At 29.8% G+C, this 21072-nt stretch carries 20 protein-coding genes and 7 tRNA genes; 7 read left to right on the top strand and 20 right to left on the bottom strand.

Translation table 4 applies throughout. The annotated features are described in order from the left end of the window. Positions 1–4: 4 nt before the first annotated feature. The gene (locus MSU_RS00135) at positions 5–1210 is read right to left on the bottom strand and encodes a DUF2179 domain-containing protein (protein ID WP_013609554.1); all 1206 of its coding nucleotides are present in this window, start codon (positions 1208–1210) and stop codon (positions 5–7) included. A gap of 142 nt (positions 1211–1352) precedes the next feature. On the opposite strand from MSU_RS00135, the gene MSU_RS00130 reads away from it, so the two are divergent. The 5 genes from MSU_RS00130 (at position 1353) to MSU_RS00110 (ending at position 1784) form a co-directional block, all read left to right on the top strand. Then, a tRNA-Asn gene (locus MSU_RS00130) sits at positions 1353–1427 on the top strand. A gap of 9 nt (positions 1428–1436) precedes the next feature. Next, positions 1437–1512 (top strand) — tRNA-Glu (locus MSU_RS00125). 4 nt (positions 1513–1516) lie between these two features. Next, positions 1517–1591: transfer RNA gene (locus tag MSU_RS00120), tRNA-Val, on the top strand. Positions 1592–1593: 2 nt separating this feature from the next. Beyond that, positions 1594–1668 (top strand) — tRNA-Thr (locus MSU_RS00115). Between the two features lie 28 nt (positions 1669–1696). Further along, positions 1697–1784, top strand: a tRNA-Leu gene (locus tag MSU_RS00110). 30 nt (positions 1785–1814) lie between these two features. On the opposite strand, the gene MSU_RS00105 is transcribed toward MSU_RS00110, so the two are convergent. The 14 genes from MSU_RS00105 to MSU_RS00040 form a co-directional block, all read right to left on the bottom strand. After that, positions 1815–3251 carry a replicative DNA helicase gene (locus MSU_RS00105; RefSeq protein ID WP_013609553.1) on the bottom strand — a complete coding sequence of 479 codons (1437 nt, stop codon included), beginning with the start codon at positions 3249–3251 and terminating at the stop codon, positions 1815–1817. Between the two features lie 87 nt (positions 3252–3338). Then, positions 3339–3713 (bottom strand): 30S ribosomal protein S18, encoded by a 375-nt coding sequence (gene rpsR / locus MSU_RS00100; protein WP_013609552.1) that lies wholly within the window; start codon positions 3711–3713, stop codon positions 3339–3341. 11 nt (positions 3714–3724) lie between these two features. Continuing rightward, positions 3725–4183, bottom strand: a complete 459-nt coding sequence (locus MSU_RS00095) for a single-stranded DNA-binding protein (protein ID WP_013608726.1) — start codon at positions 4181–4183, stop codon at positions 3725–3727. A 59-nt stretch (positions 4184–4242) separates the two neighbouring features. Further along, positions 4243–4668, bottom strand: a complete 426-nt coding sequence (gene rpsF, locus MSU_RS00090) for a 30S ribosomal protein S6 (protein ID WP_013608725.1) — start codon at positions 4666–4668, stop codon at positions 4243–4245. Between the two features lie 13 nt (positions 4669–4681). Next, positions 4682–4759, bottom strand: a tRNA-Arg gene (locus MSU_RS00085). A gap of 30 nt (positions 4760–4789) precedes the next feature. After that, a complete protein-coding gene (locus MSU_RS00080; RefSeq protein ID WP_013609550.1) occupies positions 4790–6163 on the bottom strand; it encodes a signal recognition particle receptor subunit alpha in 1374 nt (457 codons plus the stop codon). A 17-nt stretch (positions 6164–6180) separates the two neighbouring features. After that, the gene (tyrS, locus tag MSU_RS00075) at positions 6181–7398 is read right to left on the bottom strand and encodes a tyrosine--tRNA ligase (RefSeq protein ID WP_202795042.1); all 1218 of its coding nucleotides are present in this window, start codon (positions 7396–7398) and stop codon (positions 6181–6183) included. Between the two features lie 14 nt (positions 7399–7412). Continuing rightward, positions 7413–8411 (bottom strand): ribose-phosphate diphosphokinase, encoded by a 999-nt coding sequence (locus MSU_RS00070; RefSeq protein ID WP_013609549.1) that lies wholly within the window; start codon positions 8409–8411, stop codon positions 7413–7415. 26 nt (positions 8412–8437) lie between these two features. Beyond that, positions 8438–9781: a phospholipase D-like domain-containing protein gene (locus MSU_RS00065; RefSeq protein ID WP_232500264.1), complete on the bottom strand. Its 1344-nt coding sequence runs from the start codon at positions 9779–9781 to the stop codon at positions 8438–8440. A gap of 258 nt (positions 9782–10039) precedes the next feature. Further along, positions 10040–11335, bottom strand: coding sequence for a glucose-6-phosphate isomerase (locus tag MSU_RS00060; protein WP_013609547.1), 1296 nt, complete (start codon positions 11333–11335; stop codon positions 10040–10042). 13 nt (positions 11336–11348) lie between these two features. Continuing rightward, positions 11349–12740 carry an aminoacyl--tRNA ligase-related protein gene (locus MSU_RS00055; RefSeq protein WP_013609546.1) on the bottom strand — a complete coding sequence of 464 codons (1392 nt, stop codon included), beginning with the start codon at positions 12738–12740 and terminating at the stop codon, positions 11349–11351. 15 nt (positions 12741–12755) lie between these two features. Beyond that, positions 12756–13355, bottom strand: coding sequence for a PTS glucose transporter subunit IIA (locus MSU_RS00050; protein WP_013608718.1), 600 nt, complete (start codon positions 13353–13355; stop codon positions 12756–12758). Positions 13356–13384: 29 nt separating this feature from the next. Further along, a complete protein-coding gene (gene nusG / locus MSU_RS00045; protein ID WP_013609545.1) occupies positions 13385–14410 on the bottom strand; it encodes a transcription termination/antitermination protein NusG in 1026 nt (341 codons plus the stop codon). Positions 14411–14454: 44 nt separating this feature from the next. After that, on the bottom strand, positions 14455–14697 hold the full coding sequence (locus MSU_RS00040) for a preprotein translocase subunit SecE (protein WP_013609544.1): 243 nt from the start codon (positions 14695–14697) through the stop codon (positions 14455–14457). An 81-nt stretch (positions 14698–14778) separates the two neighbouring features. Here MSU_RS00040 and MSU_RS00035 point away from each other — a divergent pair. Beyond that, a tRNA-Gly gene (locus MSU_RS00035) sits at positions 14779–14852 on the top strand. Between the two features lie 245 nt (positions 14853–15097). Next, complete coding sequence (locus MSU_RS00030) at positions 15098–15463, top strand: L-threonylcarbamoyladenylate synthase (RefSeq protein WP_334198814.1); 366 nt, start codon at positions 15098–15100, stop codon at positions 15461–15463. Here the strand turns inward: MSU_RS00030 and MSU_RS00025 are convergent. The 5 genes from MSU_RS00025 to MSU_RS00005 form a co-directional block, all read right to left on the bottom strand. Further along, complete coding sequence (locus MSU_RS00025; protein WP_013609542.1) at positions 15460–16677, bottom strand: ATP-binding cassette domain-containing protein; 1218 nt, start codon at positions 16675–16677, stop codon at positions 15460–15462. The genes MSU_RS00030 and MSU_RS00025 overlap by 4 nt on opposite strands. 37 nt (positions 16678–16714) lie before the next feature. After that, positions 16715–17791: an HrcA family transcriptional regulator gene (locus MSU_RS00020; protein ID WP_013609541.1), complete on the bottom strand. Its 1077-nt coding sequence runs from the start codon at positions 17789–17791 to the stop codon at positions 16715–16717. Positions 17792–17802: 11 nt separating this feature from the next. Then, positions 17803–18705, bottom strand: a complete 903-nt coding sequence (locus MSU_RS00015; protein ID WP_013609540.1) for a hypothetical protein — start codon at positions 18703–18705, stop codon at positions 17803–17805. 7 nt (positions 18706–18712) lie between these two features. Then, positions 18713–19879, bottom strand: coding sequence for a beta clamp domain-containing protein (locus MSU_RS00010; RefSeq protein ID WP_013608710.1), 1167 nt, complete (start codon positions 19877–19879; stop codon positions 18713–18715). A gap of 155 nt (positions 19880–20034) precedes the next feature. Continuing rightward, positions 20035–21072 carry a P-loop NTPase family protein gene (locus MSU_RS00005; RefSeq protein WP_013609539.1) on the bottom strand — a complete coding sequence of 346 codons (1038 nt, stop codon included), beginning with the start codon at positions 21070–21072 and terminating at the stop codon, positions 20035–20037.

Genomic DNA, 21072 nt, shown 5'->3' with positions numbered 1-21072 from the left:
ATAACTAAATACCTATTCTGGCATTTAATGACTTAATAGGTAGAGAGCAAATAAAGCAATTCTTATCTATTTTTCTAATTATTTGAATTAACTCTTGTAATTCAATTAATAGGCAAACAAACTCAAGTTGAGTCTGTGATCTCAAACTATAGCTACCATAGGAAGGTACTATGGTAAAGCTATGTGGAAATTTTCGCTCTATTAATTCTTTTCTTATATCTAATCACATAGTTGTAAAGATCTTTACATTAATAAATTTGAACCTAGGGTAAAAAACAGTAAAGATAAATTTCTTTACAAATATTGAGCTCAAAAGAGCGAAAAATAGTGGTGAAAAGAAATTGGTGATGAATGAACTAAATCCTCCATTATTTCCATTTCCACTTAATGCTCAAGGGAGGTAACTCCCTATAGTATAAGAGGAAAAGGAAAGAAATAGTCCAGTATAAAAAATTAATTTATTCGCGAAATAAGACTTCTTCTTAAATAAATAGAAAATAATTCAGTCTACTCCTCCCCCACAACCTCCTAGTGCATAAAGCAAGGAGGTCATGAGGGAGTTAAGAATGGAATAAACAATTGCATAAATAAATAGAACTATTACACCATTACTATTTGGCGTTCCATTAGATTTTTCTGTCCCTCCAGCAATTGCTTCTCATTGAAGAAATTGAGCCGATTTTCCAGCTTCTTGTTGAACTTGTTGTTGACAACCCTTGTAATTTCCAAAAGGATTAGAAAACAAGAAAAAATCTTTTAAGCCTCAACTTTGAGGCAAATTAGTCAATATAAGACCTGTTATAGTAGAACCCACTATAAACAGGATACTTAATTTGGTCATATCTTTACCTATAGCCTTGCAAGTACATATTGCGAGGACTATATTCATAATACTGTTAAAGACTCAGAAGAAAAGAATATAGACTACATGACTTTTATTCTGATCCATTTGACTTCTTGCCAGTCTAGCAATAGACTGTCAAATAGAAAACATTCCGGGGCTATAAATTCCCACTTTTTCTACAAAGAAAAAGCTAAGACAACCAGAAAATACTGACAACATTAGAACTAGAAGTATTTTTGTTTTCTGATCTTTCAGAGATCAGAAATACTGGAAGGAAAGACCTCCAGTAGTTTTGAAAGTTAGCTTTCTAGTATCTATGGAAGCTAACTTATCTGCACTACTGTAAGAGGTATTAAAAGAAGACATATTAGTTAGTGTTAGTAAAACTTATATGTAACACTAAAAATCTAAATCTAAAATTTAAGAGATTTAGATTTACTCTAATCTACTAAATTGTTTAAATTTAGTAGTCTAGGGAAACTAGAATTCATTTCCTTATTTTTGCCTTGGCCATATAGCTCAGTGGTAGAGCAAACGGCTGTTAACCGTTTGGTCGCAGGTTCGATCCCTGCTGTGGCCGCCATTTTTTAAAGGTCTGTTGGTGAAGTGATTAACACACATGCCTTTCACGCATGCATGCATGGGTTTGAATCCCATACAGATCGCCATTTTGGAATGTTAGCTCAGCGGGAGAGCAACTGCCTTACAAGCAGTAGGTCAGGGGTTCAAATCCCTTACATTCCACCATTGCCGGATTAGCTTAGTGGTAAAAGCGCTCGACTTGTAATCGAGTGAGACGGGTTAGAATCCTGTATTCGGCACCAATTTGTCCGATAAAAAGGAAAGTTTAATGCGTTTATGGCGGAATTGGCAGACGCGCTAGCCTTAGGAGCTAGTATCTTAGAAGGATGTGTGGGTTCGATCCCCTCTAAACGCACCATATTACCCAACATAACTAAAAATAACTTTTCTATCGAGAGATAGAAAATTTTCCAAATTCTTTCTCAAATTTGAAATTTATAGATCCTATAGGTCCATGTCTATTCTTACCTATTTTCAGAACAACAGTTTGTTCCGATCTACTTCTAATTTCTGGAGCTGAATATTCTTCTATTTCTCCGAAACCAAATTCATCATCTTCATCATCATCTCTTCTATTAAATTTCTCTTCCCTTTGAATAAAGGGATAAAGAAACATAACTATATCAGCGTCTTGTTCGATAGATCCAGAGTCCCTTAGGTCAGAAAGAACAGGGACTCTTTCCATTCCTTTTCTCTCTTCTAGTTTTCTATTTAACTGAGAAAGGGAAAGAATACATACATCTAGTTCTATCGACAATATTTTTAATTGTCTAGAGATCAAGCTAATCTTTTGATGAGTAGTAATATTGCTATTTAATTCTTTTTCTAGCGGAAGATTAATTAATTGAAGGTAGTCAATAATAACTACTTTCAAATCATATTTACGATTCCAAAATTTAATAGTTGAAATTATCTTATTTATTGTGATGTTTGTATCATCACAAAAAAGAAGATTAGTTTTACCTATATCTTCCTTAGCAGCTGTATAAGTAGCTCAATCTTCATTATGAATAGATTTATCTTCCATTATTCTGTGGAGCTTAAAGAGCTCCATTTTGGATCTCAAAGCTATTAGTTTTTCCATAATAGATTCATTAGTCATTTCTAGTGAAAAAACTCCTATTGCAGGATTCAATTTTTGTTCTTTGTCAATTAGAACTCTAGATAAATTGTTCTCAATTAAATTGAGAGCAAATGTAGTTTTACCTACACCCGGTCTTGAAGCTATTACTATAAATTGACCAGGCTTAAGTCCTCTTATTTTGGCATCAAGAACAGGAAATCCTGTTCTTAAAAAAGTTATATTTTTGTTATTTTGATTTCTTCTTACTAATTCTTCATAACACTTAATTACTTCTGAAGAAATTAAGTAATTTAACTTACTGTTTTTAGTCGTAATATCGATGAATGACTCATGTCATTTTTGAAGAAATTCATCGATATTATTGTGGCTTAATGATGTATTTTGAATTTCTATTGTTAAACCACTTAATTGTTTTTTTATTCAATTTGTTTGAAGTATCGAAAGATACTTTTTGAAATTAATGTATTGTGATTCTCTAGGTAGCTCTTCTAGATATCTAGAACATCTATTTAAAAAGTCAATATTGTTTTGTCTTTTTAATGTTTCATAAATGAGTATGGGATCATATCCCTTACTTTGGACTTCCATTTCTAGAAGAACTTTAAAAATAGCTCTAGCTTCTTCTCTAACAAAGAACTCGAGAGGAACACTCTCTAGTTCTGCAAAATTAATAATTTCTAGGTAATGATAAATGTATGAGGAGAGAACAGCTTTTTCAGCTTTCTCTACCTCAAAGCTCACAGTAAAAGAAGAAAATATTTTTTCTCCCTCCTACCCTGAGGGGAGGGAAAAACTAATTAAATGAAACTGTTAATTATTTGTTTATCCCTATTCAGGGACGAAAGGCAGCAAAGCTATATATCTAGCTCTTTTAATTGCCTGAGACAATTGATGTTGATGTTTTAGGCAATTACCAGAAATCTTGTGAATCAAAACTTTGTTATATCTCTTTAGATAATTTTTTAAAAATTCTGTATCCTTGTAATCTATTGTTAAAATTCCTCTTCTGCAAAGTCAGCAAACTTTCTTAAATTTCTTATTTCTTCTAGTTCGTTGACCTGAATCTCCTACTCTTGTTCTTCCTTCACTAGGAGAGGAGAAAGATTCTCCTTGTTGTTGAGAGGTAGAAGAATTATTTTCTTCTACTGATTGAGTAGTAGTGTTTTGCACTAAATTTTCTTTGTTTTCTTGTACGTTACTCACTTTAAAAATTATTAATTTTCTTCTTCGTTATCTTTATAAATTTCACTCAAATCTAAGTCTAACTGACCAGTAGAAGAATCTTCTTCTGAACTACTATTGTTCAAAGAACTAGAAGATAGGCTATCTGCTTGTTCTTTCAGAATATCTTTATCTTCTGGATTACTTTCAGAAGAAATAGTTCCAGAAGAATCAAGACTTCTATTAAGTCTCTGATAAAGCATTTCTATTTTTTCTACTTGTAAATCTATTTTTCTAATTATTCTTCCTTCCATATTTGTATAGCTACTTGTGAGTAGAGTAAATTCTATAAAAACACTGTCTCCCTTCTTTAAATAAGTGGAGATATATTGCGCTCTTTTACCTCAAGCTATGCAGTGAAAATAATGAGTTTTTGCGCTTTGATTAGCTCTAGTGTAATTTTCACTGCATGCTATAGAGAATCTAGAGTAATCTAGGGAAGAATTAGTCATCCCTGGCACTGGGTCCGCTGTGAAGTTACCTATTAAGTAACCCCTTGGCAGCATTTTAGCTAAATCGTTTGTGAGTAAGGTCTTTGTGGAGATCTTTCATTAGTTTTACTTTGTCTTCTACTTCTAAATTCTTCATATTTTTGAGCTCTCTTTTGAGCTTTCAATATCTTCTTTGGATTAATACTGTTTTTATATCCATAAGTTTTCTCTACATTAATAATCAAGTGTCTCAATATCTTGTTATTTAGAGAAGATAATCTCTTAAATTCTTCTAATTTAGAGATATCTTCTGTACTGAAGTTAACAAGATATCTGTGAGCACTTGTTTTCTTTTGTACTGGATAAGCAAGTTGATCAGATCAACTTACAGTCATTTCATAATCTTTTTCTTCCTTAAATAGATTAAGTAGAGGTTCAACCTCCTTGACAGCATCTTGCTGACTGCAGTCAGCATCTAATAAAAACATTATTTCGTACTTAGACATGGTTAATTAAAAATGGCGTAGCAAGAAGGACTCGAACCTACAACCGCAAACTTAGAAGGTTTGTGCTCTATCCAGATTGAGCTATTGCTACACTTCTCTATTTCTCAGTTTATTATATTTTTTATTTCATAAAAGAGAATAATTGATTTCAATCCATTTGATTACCAGCTAATTTCTTACTCAATTCCTCTGATTTTTCCTTACTTAACATTCACTTATTAATTAGCTGGTTTAGCTCTTCAGGCTTTCTCCCTGAACCCTTTATAACTCTAGCTCTTCTACTGCTTTCTGTTTTAAATACTTTAGGATTTTTCTTTTCATATGGAGTCATAGATTGGACTAGATATTCTCACGCAGTGAATTCATTTTCTAGTCCATCTAAATTAGAAGAAGTTACTGAAGCAAATTTCCCTAATTTAGGGAATAGCTTCAGTATGCTACTTAAAGATCCCAACTTCTTTATTTCCTTAAATTGCTTAATTAAATCTTCAAGGTCAAATTTACCTTGAAGAAATTTAAGAAATACTTGTTCAGCTCCAGCTGTATTTTCTTTCTGATCTTTGATTTTGTCAGCTAAGCTGGCAAAATCCCCTTCCCCTATTATTCTTGACACTATTCTGTCAGGATAAAAGGGGATTAAATCCTGAATATGTTCTCCTTCACCCAAAAACTTAATAGGAAGTTTTAGGAAGTAGTGAGAAGATAAAGCAGCTCCCAACGGAGATAGGGAGTCTGACTTAGTAACAATAATACTGTCTATATGTATATTGTTGTAGAAAGTCTTTACTATTTCTAGGGACTCTTGTCCCGAAAGAGCATCTACAACAATAATTGTTTCAGTTGGATTTATTAATTCAGCTAATTTCTTCAGATAGACTAAACTATCTGGAGAATTAGGAAGAATACCTCCACTATCAAAAATAACTACCTCAGATTTAAGCCCACTAAGGAATTCCCTAAATTTATTTGTTTGTTCTTCATTTGTTAATTCATCAACAAATGAAGAATTAATTCCTAGAGGAGTTACTAATTGATGTAGTTGGGTAAATGCAGCAGCTCTGTTGTAGTCTAAGCTAACAGTCTCTATTGTCTTAATATCTTCCTTTTTTTGAAGATAATAAGACAATTTAGCTGCTGTAGTAGTTTTACCTACTCCATTTACCCCAACTAATAAATATTTATTAACTCCTTTTCTTCTAAGCTTTAGTGGTTGGGACTTTTGTCCCAACGATTCAATTAATTTTTCTTTTATTCTTTGGTAAAGCTCTTTCTGAACTTCTTCTTTACCAAGAAAAATTTTCTTTTCTTCTTTAATGACTACTTTTAGTTCATTAAAGAACTGAGTAGCTACATCTAAATTAACGTCAGACTTAACAAATTCTTCTTTTAAGTCCTCAAAAATGAGGTCTAAATCTTTCTCGCTAATCATCTTAGCGAGAAAGTTATGCTTTATCTTTCTAGTTAATGCTTTTTGAATTATTCCTGAAAGAAGCATTATCTAACTATTTTTAACTATTCTCCTGAATAGTGAAAAATACCATATTCTTTTTCTCCTTTCTTAATTAAAAAATATGAAGAACTAGATAATTTTGTATCTAGTATCTCCTTGTGATTTTTAAACACATAGGAGAAACAAGAAACACATTTTTCTAGTTCTACTAGTCTTTTAGATTCACTATGTGAAGAAGAGAATCCTAAATTAACTAATATAGTGGATATATTAGTTGGTCCACTAGTTTCATAAAAGGGCAATACTGAAGAAAGATCCTTTAGATCTTCTTCAGTAAATACTTTTTCTCTTATATCTGAATTTTTTTGGAACAATAATTCTGAAGCTTTTTTAATAGCTCTGAAGCTATTATCTCTGTAAACTCCAGAAAATAATTTTTCAATTATTTTCGATTTACATTCTGGAGTCATACTTTCATAACTATCTATCTCGCTATCAAATAGAAAGATAGATAGTTCTTTTAACTTCTCATCTGAAAGATTTCAGAAGTATTGATATACCTTATAAGGAGAAGTTAATTTACTATTCAGAAAGAGTGTATTTTTACCACTCTTTCCGAATTTAACCCCATTAGAGTCAGTTAATAGGGGGATAGTAAATCCCCCTGTAGGAATACTATTATCCTTTTTCTTAATGAATTCAATACCAGTGGTTATATTTCCCCACTGGTCTTGACCTCCCATTTGAATAGTTACATTTTTATCAACTGCTAAGTTGTAAAAATCAAAAGATTGAAGTACTGGATAAAAAGCATCTCTAAGTGTTAGACTATCTTGAGATAATCTAACACTTAAAAAATCTTTAGACAATAAAGTAGACAATTTAAAGTTCTTCATAAGATCTGACATCATTTCTATAGAAAAATTTCTATAGAATGTGGAATTCAAAACAATTTCTGATTTAGGACAAAGAACTTTAAATTGCTCTCTTATTTGCTCTAAATTAGATTGAATAACAGAAGATTCTAGTATTTTTCTATCTTCTGTTCTTCAAGAAGCATCTCCTATTTTGGTAGTGAAATCTCCCAAAATAATAACTGTTTTAATTCCATAATCTGAAGCTTTATTAAGTACTAGCATTAGCAGATAGTGCCCTCAATGGAGGGAACTAGCTGTTAAATCAAAACCTAAATAGATTCCGTGACCGGAATCTAATAAAGTTTTTAGATTATCTAAAGGAGTAGAGTTGTATATTATTCCCTTCTCGGAGAGAAGGTTTATGAAGTCTGACTTCTTTATTTTGCTAGTCTTTCTGAAACTATTTTTTTGGATCAGTCTTCATATATTTTGGAGACTGATCCACTACCTTCTTCATATATTTTGATAACGCTAGACAGAAGTCTAGCTACACTAACTACACTTATAAATTCATAATTTCTAGGTACCGGAACACTATCAGAAACTATAACTTTTTCTATAACTCCTTCTTTAAATGCTTGTTCAAATTGTGATCAGGCATTTCCGTTAAAGAGTGCATGGGTAGCACAAACAATAACTGTTTCTGCTCCCATTTTTTTAAGTACTCTTGAAGCTTTTAAAACAGTTCCACCTGTCCCAATAATGTCATCAAGAATTAAACATTTTTTGAAATTAACTTCTCCATAAACATTATGTTCTTCTATAGAACCTTCTTTTCCTCTTAGTTTTTCCATAATAACTATTGGAATAGAAAGTAAGTTAGAAAGCATTCTAGCTTTCTTTGTAGCTCCAAAGTCTGGAGAAACTATTACAAAATCTTTAATAGTTTCTCTATATTGACTTATTATGTATTCAGCAAATAGAGGGGTAGTATAAAGATGATCTATTGGGATACTGAAAAATCCCTCTATTTGATCTGTATGTAGATCTAAAGTAACAATTCTGGTAGCACCAGAATTGCTAATTAAATCTGCAATTAATTTAGAAGTGATTGCTGATCTTTCTTCAGTTTTTCTATCTTGTCTAGCATAAGATAAATAGTTAACTAATAAAGTTATTTCTTTTGCTGAAGAACGCTTACAAGCGTCCACAGTAATAAGTAATTTCATAATGTTGTCATTTACAGGTGAAGAAAGACTGTGAAATATAAATACCTTCTTTCCCCTAACAGATACTGTAGGTTTAGAGAAGTATTCCCCATCGGGGAATGAAAATAGTCTTAGTTCAGAAAAATTGAACTTATATTTTTCTTCAAGAGTCTTTTTTAAAGACTCATCAAGGTTTATTGAAAAATAAAGACTATTAGAGTTACCCATTAAATGTAATTTAAATTATTAAAAATTTAAGACATAGCTTGACATCATCTTGCTACCCCAATAAATATATTGGGGAATATTCTTCTAGTATTTACTAGTTCAAAGTCTTTCATTCTGTGACTTTTAGCTTTACTTTCTTCAAATAATTTATTTACTGTTAGTCCAGCTTCCTTATTCTTGATAATAAGGGCACTTTCAAAGTTCCAGTAAAAGGACCTATAATCCCAGTTATAGGTCCCAAAATAAACAGTTTCTTCATCGATTATTGTGAATTTTTCATGATTAAATCCGAAATATTCATAAATCTCTATAGTTTCTGAATAGAAACTAGAGAGTATTTCTCTATGTACTCTTAGAATTCTGTCATTTAAGTCTGCCTCTTTAGGCAGAATTATTTGAATTCGAACTCCCAATTGATCAGCGATTCTAAGAGCATTAACTATATCTTGTGGAGGATAGAAATAGGGAGTAGATATCTTAATTGATTTTTTTGCAGAAAAAATCAATTGAAGTAAGTTAGTCTTAATAGGTTGATTTAGAGAGAAAGGAGAAGAATTAATTAATTGAAGAGCTATATTTCCGCATTTTCTTCCAGCTTGCGGGAAGAAATGGCTTGTAGAAAGAAGCATGTCAAATTCTTTCTTCTTTTCTACCTTAATTATGCTTCAGTGGAAGGCAAATAATAAATTAAGTGAATTTACTATTTCACCTTCCAAAACAATTGATAATTCGGTAGTTGGGAAAAATTTATCAGTTATATTGAAATACTCATCAGAAATATTGCAACTACCGAATAAAGCAAATTCATTGTCAACAATAAGTAACTTATTGTGATTTCTGAAATTTCATCACAATTCTTTACTTTTCTTAAATAGGGGATTAAATACTCTGTATTGAATCCCTAAACTCTTTAATCTCTCAGAAGTTCTCTTAGATATTTTTTTATAGTTACCTCAACCATCAACAATTAACTTAACTTCTACTCCTTCTTGAACTTTCTTAGAGAGTAATTGAACTATATAGTTAAAGACATAACCTTCAGAAAACACATAGTATTCTATGTGTATAAATTTTTTAGCTCTCTTTATTAAGTTGATAATACAAGTTATATGATCTTTTGGCTTTACAACAAACTTAATAGAGTTATTTTTACTTAAAGGTCTCTGATAAGAGACATAGTTGTATCTGATGACTTTATCTAAGTCATCAGAATTATAAGGAGCTAGTGTTGTATATATAGAAGGAGACAAAGTCTTCTTCTCGAAGTCTTGAAATACTTTTATTTTTTCTTTAAATTTTTTTATTGCTTCATCACTTAATTTGTCCATTCACATTAAGAAGTAAAGGAATGGAAAAATAAATGGAAGCAATATAAAAGAAATGAAATAGAAATTTAAAAGTAAATTACTTTTACCGAAGTTACTATACATCCTCAGGATTGTATAGATAGTGAGTAAATAATTACCGGCAAAAGAAGCAGTAAATAGACTTACTCCTACGTAGTTAGTTCCCCAAAAGGGGAAACTAACTACTAAAAGGACAAAGAAGACAAACGAAGAAGATAGACCAATTCGTCTAAATGTCTGTAGAGACTTATAGGTTTCAGCTTTTCTAATGTTGTTATGATACTACTTAGTTAAGGTCTCTCTCTTTAATAGAGAGATCATTCTCTTTTTATAAGCTTCAACTCCTGGTTGATCAAAAGGATTTTGACCAAATAGATAAGCTGAGAACATTGCACTTAGGCAAAGGAAGAAGTAAAGATATCCGAATGTATAAGCTGATCAATCTTGAAGATTGAATACTAATGTATCAATCTTCTTTAATTCTCCGTGAGCTCTAGCTGTTCCAACTAGAGCTGAATGATTCATCTCTAATAAACTAACATTTTTTAGTCAATCTAACTTGTCTTCATTTCCGAAGACACTATCTTGAAGGAAAACTCTTTCTTGATCTCTAACTCAGAAAACTGTTTCAAAAAAAGTAGTTTTACCTTCTTGAAGTAATTGACCTACAGAGTGTAGGTCAGGAGTGAAATCTAATATCACTGGCATTAATCCTTTATCATTTTTTCCCTCAGATTCAGCAAATAATTGCTTAATCTTGTGGAGAACTCCATTTAATTGGGGTTCATAAGAAATTAAACATTCAGAAGAAAGTCCTCTTTCTTCTGCAAAGAAATTTCTAAAAGCTGCATATTGAAAGGCCAAGTTAGAAGAGAAATCCATATGATAACACTCTTTATAGCAATCTCTAGCTCCTTTTAGGAGTTCATCTCCTGAAATACCACTCAAAATTGCAGGAACTAATCCTACTGGAGTTAGAGTAGAGTATCTGCCACCAATTCCGGGATCTATCTCAAAAATTTGATATCCATGTTTTTTAGATAGTTCATATAGAGTTCCTGAATTACCTGTTACTGAAACAATATATTTTGAATGATTTTCTTTTTCTTGTTCGAATAGTAGTTCTCTCAAAAGTCTGAATGAAACAGCACTCTCAAGAGTGCTTCCAGACTTAGAAATAACTACTATTGCAAATTTCTTGTTCTTTAGATATTCGAGAACAGAAGAAACATATCTATCTGCAAAATAAGGTAGGAATATTATTTCTAGATTTTGATCTTCGAATTTAGGGAGAACAAAATCTAAACAAGCTTTAGAACCTAAATAGGAACCTCCAGTTCCTATTATTACTACAGTATCAACTAATTGACCAATTCATTCATTTCTAATCTTTCTCATTTGAGAAAGAATATTTGAATGATCTTCAAATATTCATGGCATTCAATTAGTCATTTCAATTCCCTCAGCAGTTCTTGATTGCAATTTCTCATAGATTTCTACTAATCTATGAGAATACTTCTTTTTTATTTCATCTAGTGTTACTGTTGAAATAAATTGAAAATTTAGACTAATTGCCATACCTACCTAAAAACTAATAACTTCTCCCAAAGTAAGCCAAGCAATTGGCTTTCTTTCCACTAAATACACAATATAGATCTTTATCTTTTATTTTCTCCTTTATACATCTAGGAGAAAAATTGTATTTACATTCTTGAAAATTTTGTTCATTCTCCAAATCATTAAACCAAGGAGAAAGAGCTAAATTTCCTTCTTTAACTAATTGCACTAATTCTTCCATCTTATAACTTTCTTTTATCAAACTTAATTTTTTATTTTCACTTCTTTCCCTTAATTTTTGATCATATTCTTTAGAAAATCTTGAGATTTCATTCTCAAGATTTGAAAGATCACATTCATATTTACTTTCACTTAACCTAGATTTAATCGTAATTTTCTTATTTTTAATTTCCTGTTGTCCAATTATTAGACTAACAGGAATTCCTAATCTCTCTACTTTATTGATTTTCTTCCCGAAAGAGGAATAAGAATCATCTATATGTAATCTGTAATTACATAATTTTTCTCTAATAGAGGAAATATAAGAAATAGTTTCTTCATCTCTATTTTCTCCCAATAGGAGAATAGCTATATTCTCCTTTGAGAGATTTCAGGGAAGAATAACTCCAACACTATCTTTGTGCATCTCAACTAAAGCTCCTATTAGTCTAGTAGAACTACCCGCAGACAATTGCAGGGGAGTCATTTCAATATCATTGGCTCCCCAATATTTGATATCCATCAATTTAGAAAAGAAATTAGATAAATCATGTGTTGTAGTCAATTGAAGAGACTGTCCATCCGGAAGAATACATTCATTAGTTAATGTTTTTTGGGCTCCAGGAAATCTTTCTAGTATTGTTTTCTCTCCTGTAATGTATTCAATACAAAGAAGCTCTCTCAGGAGCTTCTTATATATTTCGTGAATTTTTTCTAAGTGAAAATCTAAATCTTTTTGATTTTCGTGAAGAGAATGTAACTCTTGTCAATAAAACTCTTTACTTCTGAAAAAGAGTTTTGTATTTCTCTCTTCTCTATAGACTGAGGATCATTGATTTAAGAGAAAGGGTAATTTAATATCCCTCTCTTTTAACCTTTCTTTGAAATAGTGAGAAAATAATATCTCACTAGTTGGTCTGAGTGCTACAACACTTTGTTCTGACTTACTATTGTGAAGTCTCATAATTTCTTCCAAATTAAGTGTTTCACTATTTTTTTGTTCCTCTTGGAACTTTTGAAAAGGTAGCAGGGCTGGAAACAAAACATTGGAAACACCTAATTTACTGAATTCAGCATTTAAGAAAGACTGAATTTGTTCCCAAATAAAACAACCACGAGGGTGAAGAAAAAAAGTACCGGAAACAAGTCCGGGACTTGCTAGTTTACTCTCTAGGAGAAGTGATTCGTATTTTTTGATGGTTGACAAACCATTACAAAAATACTACTTTTCTGGAATAATTTTCAAAATTACTTCTCCTTTACTTACAGGTTCTCCATCCTTTTTAACTGGAACAACTGTTTTTCCTTCTAAATTTTCTGATTGAACTAAAAGAGCAGAAACATCACTTGTTTTCTTTCCTTCCATATCTTCTTCAGGACTAGCAGGTTTTTCTCGTTCTGTCTTCATTATTTCATGAATTACATCTAAATTCATAGTGCAAAGAGGTTCTAGTTCATTTATGTCTTGACCTTGTTTTAATTCAGTTACGAATGCCCCTTTATCTTGAGAAATTTCAACGGTATTAATTCCTAGGTGAAGCATAACAGCTAAGTTATGCTTATTTTCTCTAATAATGTAAGCGTGACCAGTTTTAAATACTACTTCTAGTTTTCCTCCTAAAGGAGCTACTACTTCTAGCTTCTTTTCTTCACCAGTTTGAAATGTTCTAGGTCTTAAACCAACTCCTAATCCCATATATCCTTCTGAAAATCCCTCATCAGGGATTTTCTTTTGGGATACTACAAAACCATCAATTGGAGAATAAACATTTATTACATTTGATTCATCATCTACTTTTTTCTTTTTGAAAAAACCAAACATTTTTAAGTTGTTTCTAAACTAGTTTTATTTTAAAACTCTTTTAATTGTTCTGGCTTACACTTAATTGTTTGATTTCTACCGAACAAGTTGATATTAACAGTAACAATTCTTTGTTTTACATCTACTGACAGAACAACTCCTTTTGTTCCCATTTCAGAAACATAAACAAAGTCATTCGCCTTTAATTTTTCAATAACAATATTTTCTCTCGTTCTGTCAGTTGGACCATAACTGTATTCTTCTTCTTTTACTTCACCAGCAAACTTTTCTTCTTTTTCTATTAGGTGAACTCCTTCCTCATCATCTTCCTCATCTCTCATGTATACTGAAGCACTTTCATTAACGTGCTTAGATACTGATCCAGATACTATTTCATAACCTTTTTCACCAATATATTCATTTAAGTCAGGGATTTCATCACTAACTTTTCCCTTCATTTCCTTAATTTCCTCTTCGGAAATCACTTTTAAGTTAGGGAATTCAAGGAAACTTAGTCCTAATGCTCAACTATTGATCTTTACAAACACATCAAGATCATTTAGCATATTGAAGAATATGAAACATTTGAAGGGTCTCTTAACCCTCAATCTAATCTTTCTGAAATTACCATTCTTTAACTTAACTCATATAGTTGTTTTGCTATTCTTGAAAGCTAATTTAGGTAATTCAGCTGAATCAGGGAATATTTCTTCTCCTTCATCTATTACTGTTTCTTTAAAGGAAACAATTTCCTTTACAGAATCAACCATTTTGTGTTGTCTTATTTTGTCTCAAAGTGACTCTATTAACTTATCTTCATTAGCTATGTAGCTTCTCGCTACATATCATCTGAATGAAGAAGTAAGTCCTAATTTTTCATCTTCTGCTTCCATTTTGAATTCAATTAGTGAAGAATAAGCTTTTCTTAATTGTTCTAGTCGAATATTCTTTATTTCTCTACTTCCTTTACCTGCGTGAACTTGATCGCTTAATTTTTCATAAGATTCTTCTATCTCAGCGATAGAAGCATTCTCGCTTAAATTGAGAATTTTGTAGTACTCTGTATTAATGCTCATCTAATTAAAAACTTTAATTAAAAAAATATTTAGTGATTAGTTTCTTAACTAGTAACTAATCACATAAATAAGAAAACAAAGTAAAAGAAACTAGTTAGTATTCCAGCAATAATCAACACAAAACAAGTTTCTCTTATTACCCTTTTCTTGTCACTTCACTGTATTCTTTGAAAATTTTTGATGAATTCTTCTATAAAAGTTATTGCTCTTAACTTGGTGTAATAGCAATGAACTTTTCATCAAGAATACTCATCTAAAATTTTTTCTTTCGGTCTCTGATTTTCCATTCTTCTGAATAAACTTTATTCTAAGTAAGTAAAATAGCTAGTAAGTTATGCTATCTAACTTAAGAAGCAGAAACTGTGCTTGCAGAATTAGTTTAGTGATAAAACACAACCTTGCCAAGGTTGAGTCGTGAGTTTGATTCTCATATTCTGCTCCATTTAATAATCTGATAAAAAAGAATTTAGGGATGAAAGCATAAACTTATGTCTTCAGCTAAAAAAGATTTCATAATGAATAAATTCATAAAGCAATATTTAGATAACTATATTACTATTTGCAAAACTCTTATTCTGGGAAGAGCTATTGTAATAGAAACAGATACTTTAATGGCTCTTGTCTCGCTTAACAAAAACATCCTTTACAGGATGAAAAATAGACCCTTAAAAAAAACTAGTCACTTTCATAGGTAAGATAGAGCAGATTCCTGCTCCTATCCCCTCTGATTTAAAGTGCATTCTAAAGCGATTCTGACCAGGACCCCTAACTGTTATATATAAGGGAATAGCTTATAGAATGCCCAATAATCCAATAATTATTAAATTGTGTGAACATCTAGGACCTCTTTATTCTACAAGTGCCAATATCTCTGGATGCGAACCTATTAAAACTCTAAAAGAAGCTAAATCTGTATTCAGGGAATACAGAGATCAATTTATGATTGTTAACTCTGGTTGTGTTTGCTCAGGAATTAATTCAACAATTTATGACTACGATAAAAAAGAGATTATTAGGGCTGGGGAAGTCCCTAAATGGAAACTATTTAACTAGTTTGTTGAAAAGTATTTTTTTCTATTAAGTTCTAGTCTAGCAGACTTACTTCCTAACTTAGAAATAGAAGAGTAAATATCTTCTATTTCTAGACTTACTTTTCTAATTTCAAAGAGAATAATGTTTTGTTGTGAACATTCTCTTTGGAATAAAAGGAAATTTAATTTTCCATCAAAAACACAGAAAATTGAATTCTTCAAGTCATTAATGTAATACTTTTCACTATATTTAGTTACTATCTTCAGACATTCTTCATTGTCTGAAGAAGAAATAAAGTATTTATTCTTACTTTCTAGCAAAAGATTTTCTATAGAACCGGAATAATAAGTCTTACCTTCTAGAAGTAAAGTACATGAATTTGCATATTCGGAAAGATCTGCAAATTCATGAGACATCAAAACAATAGCTCTTTCTTGAGTCTTCAATTTATAAAGTATTTCTAGGAATTCCATTTTTTCAGAATGTTGAAGTCCCAAAAGAGGTTGATCTAACAATATAACAGGAGGATCATAAGCCATAGCAATTAACAATTGAGTTTTTCTTAACTCAAGAAGTGATAAATCTATCATCATATCACCTCTTTTGTCTTCTAAACCAAAAGCTTTTAATTGAATGTCTAAATAACTCTTTATGCTTTCCTCTTCAATACCAATTATTTGTAGTTTGGTATTAATTACATCTTCCAAACTACTAAATAAATCAAATTCATGATCATAGCTAACGCTAGCGCAAACTTTTGTTACTTTAGCTATATCTCCCTTATGGTTAACAGATCCAAATAATATTTCTCCTTCATATTCTTCTTTTGCATTCAAACAGTGGAACAAAGTAGTCTTACCAGAAGAATAAGGTCCAATCACTACGTGAAAATCTCCAAAAAATACTTTGAAAGAAACATTAGTTAAGGAGGAAATATTTTTATTTCCATAGTACTTAGTTAAGTTATTAACTTCAAGAGCTGGGAAGTTAAAGTCAAAAACTCCACTCTTAGATAATTTTTTGAAAAAGTTGAAAGATCCGCTTTCAGCTTTGAAAAGTTCTTCTAATTTAAGTTCTAAAGAATTATTAGTGCTATCAAAAGCACTAAAAATGTTTTGGTTTAAATAATCCTTTAGTTGTTTAGTTTCTTTTTCAATATCTTTAAACTCTTTTTTAAGCTTAAGAAGGTCATTTAATTTGGTGTCCTTCTTATCTTTAGGAGAAAAATCGCTCAATGCCCTCTATATTAATACAAACTCTATTTAAATATTATTATTTATTTTCTGGAGTTAAGTTTTCATTTATGAACTCAAACAAACTCCTTATAAGTGGGTAGTCCATTCTTAGAGGACCTATGATGGACATACTTCTAGTTTTTTCTTTGTTATTTAATACTGTAGTAGCTACTGAAATTCCATCCATAGCTCCCTCAAGGTTAATTAGAGTTTTTCCAGTTTTAAAGTAATTTAGATTTAACTGGGAGAAAGTAGAATAGTCTTCCAAAACATGGAAGACTCTCTCTAAACTTATTTGATTATTCTTAACCTCCGGTTGAGAAATAATTGCATTTTTGTTGTAAATCCTATAGAAGGATTGATCTTTGTTTATGATACTTGAACAAATTTTTGTAATGATTTTTTCATAAACAAATTCATATCTATGAACACTTCTTCTTATCTTAGGTAGAAGCTTAGTAGCTTCTAAATCTATTTTTGAAAGAGGACAACCTACTAAGTTTTCGTTTAGTAGTTTTATACAAATACTTAAGTCCTCTTTCTCTTTAAATTCTTCTACTCATATCTTGTCTTTATAAACCTCTCCAGAAGAAGTTACTGCCAAAATAATAAATTCATGGTCAGTTATTTCAACTAAATCTATTTTTTTTAGTATCTCTAGATTTAAATCATTTTCTCCTGACAGAACTATCGGTAAATTAAGGAAATTAGAAATAATTTCCGCACTTTTATTTAGAGTTACATCAATTGACTCATTTCTATAAGAAAAGAGTTCAATTAATTTAGCCTTTACATTTACATCTACACTCTTCAGTCTTCCCATTAAAGAGTCAATATAAAGTTTGTATCCCTCTTTAGTAGGGATTCTTCCAGAAGACTTATGTTCTTTCTTGAGAAATCCTTTACTTTCTAGAACCATCATTTCATTTCTTATTGTCGCAGAAGATCACTTATAAAACTTTTTGGACTTCAAATTGAGACTACTTATAGCTTCTTTTTCATTTATGTACATTTCTACGATCATTTTCATGATTTCCTTTTGTCTAGCATTAAGAAGATCTTCTTCTTCTTTCTTGATTGGAAGCATATTGCACTTAACTGGATGTAATGTCACTATCTTATCTTCTAATAATTAAGAACCTTTCCGAAAGGAAGAAAAAATCTTTCAGGATTAGAAGCTCTATTTTCTCGCAAACGGGAGAAAATAGCTCTAAAAGGAATGAATTTAAGAGTCATAAACATTAAGAATAAATCTATTGGGTAATTCAAAGAAATGATTACAAATCCAAAAATATTTAGGAGATAATGTCACATCAAACTCTTAATTGATTGTCAAGCATCTTTCTTCTGATTAATCGCATTATTTTTTAGATAGTTTCTATAGTAATTGTGAATTCGTTGATAAATATTTAGTGCAAAAAATATAACAATTGCTAATCAGAAAAATAGTGCGAACACCATTCCTTCAAACATGAAATTATTTTGGAAGTCAAATTTCTTTTGCAATTGTTTATAAATTGCGAAAGTAATAATCACAAAGAAAACAACAAGTGATACTCCAAAACTAAGAACATTTCCTAGTGTAGAGAGAAGTTCTTTCTTCACTTTCAAAAACTTATTGTTTTCATAAATTCCATATGAAAGTGAGAACCTATCTCACTTTCTAATAGTGTAGAAATACCTCATAAATAGTCGGATTTTTTCAATGGTGAAGAGAATTATTATTCCATAAACATATCTCCTGTAATCAGTAAATAAGTTCTGGAATTCTGAAAAAGCTTTGCTATTTCCGGAAAAAACAAAATCTTGGAAAAAATCAGTCAAATAATGAGTTATTTTGAATGGAACAAAAAATCTAAATACATATTCATAAAGTAATGTGGATACTTTTGTAGAAACCAAAACGGATACTACAACTACCGAAATAATGATGAATATGTGCATCAATATCTTGAAATTCTTTTCATTCTTAACAAATGAACTGAAATTAGTTTCGTAGTTAAAGATTGTGTTACTTAGTATCTTCATTAACTATCTAGCTGAACTTAAGAGGTAAGATAAGTTGCTTGAAATTTTTACCTTCTTCTTCTCCGAACAAAATTATTGGTTTAAAAGTTTCTGAAATACTGAATATTATTTCAGAATCCGGAATACCTTTTAAAAGTTGTTTTAGGAAAAGACTATTTAGTGAAAATTCAATAAATTTTTCTTTACCTTTATTATTTTGGATCTCTATTTCTTCTCTTAAATAACCCTTAGAAGAGTCTCTGTATTCCAGAGTCAAATTATTATCAAAAATTTTGTAACAGGCAAAACTTAGATTTTTCTCAGAAAGTAATAGATTTCTTTCTAGCGCAGAAATCAATGTACTTTTATTTACTGAGAAATTAATTTTCTCTTGAGCTGAAAACATTTTCAATAAATCTGGATAAGTTCCAGAATATAGTTGTGTTTTGAAAATCAAATTCTCTGAATTGATCAAAAGAGAATTATTTTTTAAGTAAAAATTAATTTTTTTTGAATCATGATTCTCCCTAAACAGGGAGATTATGCTATTCAAGATCTCTACAGGTAAGTTAAATTCAAAAAAATTTACCTCTTCTAACTCTTTTAAAGCAAAATTAGCTTTCAAAATTCTAGAAGAATCGGAAAGGATGATATTAATTTCTTCTGAGTCAATTTTTTTTCTGAAATTAATAGTGCTGAAAACTGAATTCTTTTGAATTTTTTGAGGTTGACTTGAAGAACTTCTGTAAAAATCCTTAAATTTGGAATTTATTAGATTAAGGAAATCAAAATCAAAAGTCAATTTTTTCATATCTTCTTCAATTTGGATATCTTTTATTAGTAATTTCTTTGTTAAGCAAATTAAGTTGCATTCAAACTTATCAGAAGATATCTGTAATAGTGCATTTTCTATTTTTTTAAAACCTATTTCTTCACAATTTTTTAGATTCTCCAATAAAGTTAGGAGAATTTTTGCACTTATTACACATTCTCCTTGCTTTTTGTATTTAATTTCTGAACTTTTGAATGTCAACTTACATTCAGTAAATCCATTATTTGCATAAAAAAGTAATTCTTCTTTTTTGCACTTAATAAGAATTTCTTCTCTTTCTGGTGTTAAAAAATTAGTAATTATGTTCATATTCAAAAAATCTCTTATTTTTGAATTAACTTTGTTATTTATATAAAAGTTCATTATTAATTAATTAATCTAATAATCTATCTATCTAAATTAATTAACTAATTAATTTAATTTATTAATTAATTAATAAATCTATTAATAAATAAAAAATAATTGATAATACAAAATAAAGATTATTTAATTTTTCTATTCTTAATTACCAAACCCTTCTAAATCTGAGCTAAAAAGTCAAAATATTCTCTAAAATTTTCACTTTTTCTTCTTCTATAAGTCTTTTTTAGGGAATAATTTATTCCCGATTGACTTTTTAAAAGAATTTTTGAAATATCTTTTATAGAAAAATTCAATTTTTCTTTCAAGATAAAAATAACTTGATCTCTTTCAAAAACTATTTTTCTTTTTTTAGATTTACTTCTTATCCTGTCAACTTCAAAATTCTTTTTCTCACAAATAATTTCTAATTGTGAATTATTTCTATAGTTAATTAATTCTTTCCTTTCTTGCTCATTAAAAAGAAAATCCAATATCTTTTGAAGATTTTTTGTATCTAATACATTAGCGTTATATTCAAAACATTTAAGGAATAAAAATAACTTCAATAACTTATTGATAAAAATCTTTAAATCATTTCCTAAATAAATAGATAAAAAAGATATTGAAGATTCAGTAATCTTCAATTCTTTGAAATTCTTTTGAATTAAGTTTTTTATCATTTCTTTTAAAAATTCATTATTCGGTTTCCTCAAATAAATAATGTCCTTTTTTTCAAATAAGGCATTTTTATATTCGAAAAGATTTTTTTCTCAAGTTTCTATGAATATATTGATATTCCCTCTTTTTTCTCTTTCTTCTTTAAGTAACTTAACCTTCTTATAAAGTTTCGAATTAATCTTTAAATCTTCAAAATTATCAATTAAAAGTAACTTTTTTTGAAATAAAAAATCAAATTTTTCTAAATTTTTTTCAGTTAAAAAAAGAGAAATCTTTCTAAAATTCAGAAAATCAATATATAAAAAGTCATTCAAATCTTTTAAAAATCACTTAAAAAGATGTGTTTTACCACATCCCTTTTCACCTAAAATGAGTATTGAATTACCTGAATTTGAAGATAAAAGTTCTTCAATTTTCCCTCTAATTGAAGAGTTTTCTGAGTTTTCTATGTAAAAATCTGTTTCAGAAAAAGTTTTAAATTTATTAAGGTCGTTATTTAAGTGCTTCTTTATTTCTTCTAGTAAATTTTTTGACAA

The organism is Mycoplasma suis str. Illinois, from assembly GCF_000179035.2.
Classification (GTDB): Bacteria; Bacillota_I; Bacilli_A; order Mycoplasmatales; family Mycoplasmoidaceae; genus Eperythrozoon_A; species Eperythrozoon_A suis.
The sequence above is the reverse complement of the archived record's forward strand: the minus strand, read 5'-3'. Positions and strand labels throughout refer to the sequence as shown.